This window comes from Kingella kingae ATCC 23330, assembly GCF_900111845.1.
In the GTDB taxonomy this organism is placed as follows: Bacteria; Pseudomonadota; Gammaproteobacteria; order Burkholderiales; family Neisseriaceae; genus Kingella; species Kingella kingae.
In genome coordinates this window covers 1-4,791 of the sequence record NZ_FOJK01000036.1, presented here as the reverse complement: position 1 = coordinate 4,791, position 4,791 = coordinate 1, and the positions used below count along the sequence as shown (strand labels likewise).

At 47.6% G+C, this 4,791-nt stretch carries 4 protein-coding genes; 2 read left to right on the top strand and 2 right to left on the bottom strand.

Annotated elements, in window-relative coordinates; all coding sequences use genetic code 11:
* Nucleotides 1-183 precede the first annotated feature (183 nt).
* Together BQ5809_RS07790 and rdgB are read left to right on the top strand one after the other, a co-directional pair.
* Complete coding sequence (locus tag BQ5809_RS07790) at nt 184-621, top strand: DMP19 family protein (protein ID WP_003785871.1); 438 nt, start codon at nt 184-186, stop codon at nt 619-621.
* Between the two features lie 51 nt (nt 622-672).
* A complete protein-coding gene (gene rdgB / locus BQ5809_RS07785) occupies nt 673-1,269 on the top strand; it encodes an RdgB/HAM1 family non-canonical purine NTP pyrophosphatase (RefSeq protein ID WP_003785869.1) in 597 nt (198 codons plus the stop codon).
* Nucleotides 1,270-1,445: 176 nt separating this feature from the next.
* On the opposite strand, the gene recG is transcribed toward rdgB, so the two are convergent.
* Nucleotides 1,446-3,488 (bottom strand): ATP-dependent DNA helicase RecG, encoded by a 2,043-nt coding sequence (gene recG, locus BQ5809_RS07780; RefSeq protein WP_003785867.1) that lies wholly within the window; start codon nt 3,486-3,488, stop codon nt 1,446-1,448.
* A 105-nt stretch (nt 3,489-3,593) separates the two neighbouring features.
* The gene (gene ppk2, locus BQ5809_RS07775; protein ID WP_003785866.1) at nt 3,594-4,511 is read right to left on the bottom strand and encodes a polyphosphate kinase 2; all 918 of its coding nucleotides are present in this window, start codon (nt 4,509-4,511) and stop codon (nt 3,594-3,596) included.
* Nucleotides 4,512-4,791: the final 280 nt, after the last annotated feature.

Below are 4,791 nucleotides of genomic sequence, written 5' to 3'. Positions count from 1 at the left end.
CCATTTTCTCGGTCAGTTTGATGAGCGGGAAGGGAAGTTACAACCTGCAATGAACTGGCATGCTAAACCTTGAAGGTGTAAACGATGTCCTTAGGGAAAAATGTAAACTATGTTTATGTTGCACAGGGAGTGGATTTGCAGTTATCGCATGACTTTGTGCAGGCTGCTTTATAAGGAAAAAATATGAAACCAGAAGATTTATTTGAACTATCCACCCAATATTGGGACAGACTAGACGAGCAGGGCGCAGAATCGCTCAACGATGAACAACACACGCTGCTTGCCCTGTGCTATTTGGACGCGCAAGTGCAAGAAGGCGGCTTTGTGCAGCTAATTGCCACAGGTTTTGGTGAATATGTGCTGCTCAACCCCGTTGCCGACAGCTTACGGCATTGGCGCATTAAAGCCATTCCCAAAGTGCTGGAACAAGCCAAAACGCTGTATCAAAAATATGGCGAACAAATTGAACAACTCGCCAGCGATGGCGCAGAAGTAGAAACCCTACGCCAGCAATTTGCCGATTTTGAAGGGCTAGACGCAGCCTATTACGATTGCGTTGATGACGATTGGCAAATAGCGTGCGAATACGTTGCCACCAATTCAAGTAAATTTATTTTGTAAACCGTAAGCTGGGTCTAGACCCAACAAAAACGTCAATGAATAGGTTACACCATGTTCCAACAAATCGTTTTAGCCAGCAACAACGCAGGCAAAGTGCGCGAATTTAGCGCACTGTTTTCGCAACTGGGTATTCAAATCACACCGCAGGCTGCTTTTGACATTCCCGAATGTCCCGAACCGCATCATACATTTGTAGAAAACGCCCTAGCCAAAGCCCGACACGCCGCGCAACACAGCAAGCAGCCTGCACTGGCAGACGACAGCGGCATTTGCGTGGCAGCGTTAAACGGCGCACCTGGAGTGTTGTCCGCCCGATTTGCTGGCGATAACCCCAAATCCGATGCGGCAAACAATCAAAAAGTGTCCGATTTACTTGCCAATCAAGCCGATAAATCGTGTTACTACGTTTGCGTGCTGGTGTTCGTGCGCCACGCCGATGACCCACAGCCGATTATCGCCGAAGGCATTTGGCACGGACAATGGCAAGCACAAGCCGCTGGCGAACATGGTTTTGGCTATGACCCACATTTTTATTTGCCCGATTTGACTTGCACAGCAGCGCAACTGTCGCCTGAACAAAAAAACGCGATAAGCCACCGCGCACAAGCAATGAGTGAGTTAGTGCGAAAAATGCAGGCTGCTTTGTAATATAGATATAGTGGATTAAATTCAAATCAGAACAAGGCGACAGCAACCGCCGTGCACACCTAGTACATAAAGGCGCTGGCAACGCAGTGCTGGTTCGAATTTAATTCACTATAAAAGTGCAGGCTACTTTGCCCTTTATCCAAATCTCTAATTGAGCGCAACGCCGCCCTGCCCTTTTACGCCGCCAAAAACCCTTCACGGCTGCCCAACCACCGCTCCAAATGTTTCGCCACCACATCAGGGCGATGCGCCACCAAATCCGCCGCCACTTCTCGCGCCGCTTCCAACAACGGCAAATCTTCTTGCAAATCCGCAAACCGCAACATCGGTGCACCGCTTTGTCTCGCGCCCAAAAATTCGCCAGGCCCGCGAATTTCCAAATCTTGTCGCGCAATTTCAAAACCGTCTGTGTTCTCGTAAATCACTTTCAAACGCGCTTTGCTAATCTGTCCAAGCGGTTCAGCAAACAGCAAAACGCAAGTACTCGCCGCCGCACCACGCCCTACCCGTCCGCGCAACTGATGTAACTGCGCCAAACCCATGCGTTCCGCATGTTCAATGACCATCAAACTCGCATTTGGCACGTCCACGCCAACTTCAATCACGGTTGTCGCCACCAAAACATTCAGGCTGCCTGAAATAAATTCCGCCATAACCGCCGCTTTTTCCGCCGCTTTCATGCGCCCATGCACCAAACCAATTTTGAGTTGCGGCAAAGCAGCCTGCAATTCCGCCAGCGTGTCGGTTACGGTTTGTAGCTGCAAAACTTCGCTTTCTTCAATAAGCGGACACACCCAATACGCCTGCTGCCCTTTTTGGCAAGTGTTCAACACAAAACCTTCCACTTCGGAACGGCGTAAATTATTAACTAATTTGGTTTTAATGGGTGTACGATTGGGCGGCAATTCATCAATAGACGACACGTCCAAATCCGCAAAAAAACTCATCGCCAAAGTGCGCGGAATCGGGGTCGCCGACATCATCAACTGATGCACATCACTGCCCTTATTTTTCAATGCCAAACGCTGCGCCACCCCAAAACGGTGCTGTTCATCAACAATCACCAACGCCAAATCATGAAATAAAACATCATCTTGGAATAAAGCGTGTGTCCCGACCGCCACGCGAATGCGTCCGTCCGCCAATGCAGCTTTGGCTTGGTCTTTTTCTTTCTTTTTCAGGCTGCCTGAAAGCCACGCAACGCTGATTCCTAACGGCTCAAACCATTGTTTAAATTTAATAAAATGTTGTTCTGCCAAAATTTCAGTGGGTGCCATAATCGCCACCTGAACGCCGTCTGACTCCAACGCCATCAAAGCCGACAACGCCGCCACAATCGTTTTGCCACTGCCTACATCGCCCTGCAACAAACGGTGCATCGGCACAGGTTTTGCCAAATCTTCGCGGATTTCAGCACAGACTTTTTTCTGCGCCCTGGTCAAATCAAATGGCAGATAACTCAATAATTTTTCGGATAATTTTCCAGTTGATACTAATGCTCGCGCATTGCCAGCACGTCGCCGTTGTCGCGCCAATCGCATGGAAAGCTGTTGCGCCAACAATTCATCAAATTTCAAACGCCGCCACTCAGGCAGCGCACCATTGGTCAGCATACTCAAAGACCAATCGGGCGGCGGATTGTGCAACGTCCGCAAACTTTGCGCCAACGGAATAAGTTGGTATTTTTTCAAATAGTTATCGGGCAAAATTTCTGATAAATCCACCGTTTCCAAAGCGGTTTGCACCACTTTTCGCAATGTGGGTTGATTTAACCCGTTTGTGGTTGGGTAAATAGGCGTAAGTAATTGTGCTAAATCGGATTTTTCGGGCGATTTAATTTTTGGGTGTATCATTTCATCGCCATAATAACCGCGCTTGATTTCGCCCAACGCCCGAACCGTTTGCCCCTGCGCCAATTGTTTTTGATGATTGGGGTAAAAATGAATAAAACGCAAATTCAGCACCGAACCCGATTCGTCTTGAATTTGGACGATGAGCTGTTTGCGCGGTTTGAACTGCACTTCTTGATGCAAAACAACGCCTTCCACTTGGCACGATTCGCCAATGGGCGCGGCGGCAATCGGCACAACTTGGGTTTCGTCTTCGTAGCGCAAGGGCAAATGCAACGCCAAATCCCACGCGGTATGCAAATGCAGTTTGGCGAGCTTGGTGGCGGCGTTGTCGGTTAATTTGAGTTTTTGGCGGATGTCGGCTTGCATGATGGAATGATGGTTTGAATAATGGCGAAATTATAAAGCAGCCTGCATTTTCTGTTGATTTAAAGTGCAGGCTGCTTTTTTGTATTTTGCGATGTTTTAATGGACTTAACCGCCCTCTTGCGCCACCGAATTCATATCAGGTTGCATCACAATCAATGGGTCAACTTTGCCAATCGCTTTCACGTCTTTGTTCGGATAATCCAGCTGGTGCAAGAAATAGCGAATACAGTTCAAGCGAGCGCGTTTTTTGTCGTCTGATTTAATGATAATCCACGGCGCATCTTTGGTATGCGTGTGGAAGAACATCGCGTTTTTCGCTTCGGTGTATGCGTCCCAGCGGTCTAACGATTGCACGTCCACAGGCGACAATTTCCAATGTTTCAGTGGGTCGGAGTAGCGCGATACAAAACGGCGCAACTGTTCTTCACGAGACACAGAAAACCAGAATTTAAACAAATGGATACCGCTTGCCACCAGCATTCGTTCCAATTCGGGTGCTTGGCGCATAAATAGCAAGTATTCGTGCGGTTCGCAAAAACCCATGACACGCTCCACGCCTGCGCGGTTGTACCACGAGCGGTCAAAAAATACGATTTCGCCTGCGGTGGGCAAGTTTTGAATATAGCGTTGGAAATACCATTGTCCGCGTTCGGTTTCGGTGGGTTTTTCCAGCGCGACTACTCGTGCGCCGCGTGGGTTTAGGTGTTCCATATAACGTTTGATTGTGCCACCTTTGCCCGCTGCATCGCGTCCTTCAAACAAGCCGACAATGCGCTGTCCGCTTTCTTTGACCCAGCTTTGCACTTTGAGCAATTCAATTTGTAATTTTTTCTTCTCTTTTTCGTAGGTGCGACGACTCATGCGCTCTTTGTAGGGATAGTCGGCTGGCAAAGGGGCGGAATCGCTGTCTTCTTTGCTCACAGAGCCTTGATATTTCATGACCATTTCTTCAAAGAGTTGCAGGCTGCTTTGTTGCTCGCTCAAATCAATTTTTTCAAAAGGTTGGAGTTGCTTATCGCTCATGCTTGTGTCCTTCTGTTTAGAGTTGAAAAAATTTGTAGGGTTATTTTAGTATTTTTTTACAAATTTGTGTAAAAGATAAACAGTTTATTTACATTAAATCAACAAAAAACAACAAAAAGCAGCCTGCACTTTTTGTTTGATGAACAGTGCAGGCTGCTTTTGTATTTTAGCAATACCGATTCCACTGCGCTTTTGGTACACGACAAGACTTTGAGTGATAGCAATCTCCTGTGCAACATAAACATAGTTTACATTTTTCCCTAAGGACATCGTTTACACC

What these genes read in the sequence shown, in the direction of transcription:
- BQ5809_RS07790 (WP_003785871.1), top strand. Translation starts at nt 184, where the DNA reads ATGAAACCAGAAGATTTATTTGAACTATCCACCCAATATTGGGACAGA.
- rdgB (WP_003785869.1), top strand. Translation starts at nt 673, where the DNA reads ATGTTCCAACAAATCGTTTTAGCCAGCAACAACGCAGGCAAAGTGCGC.
- recG (WP_003785867.1), bottom strand. Translation starts at nt 3,488, where the DNA reads ATGCAAGCCGACATCCGCCAAAAACTCAAATTAACCGACAACGCCGCC.
- ppk2 (WP_003785866.1), bottom strand. Translation starts at nt 4,511, where the DNA reads ATGAGCGATAAGCAACTCCAACCTTTTGAAAAAATTGATTTGAGCGAG.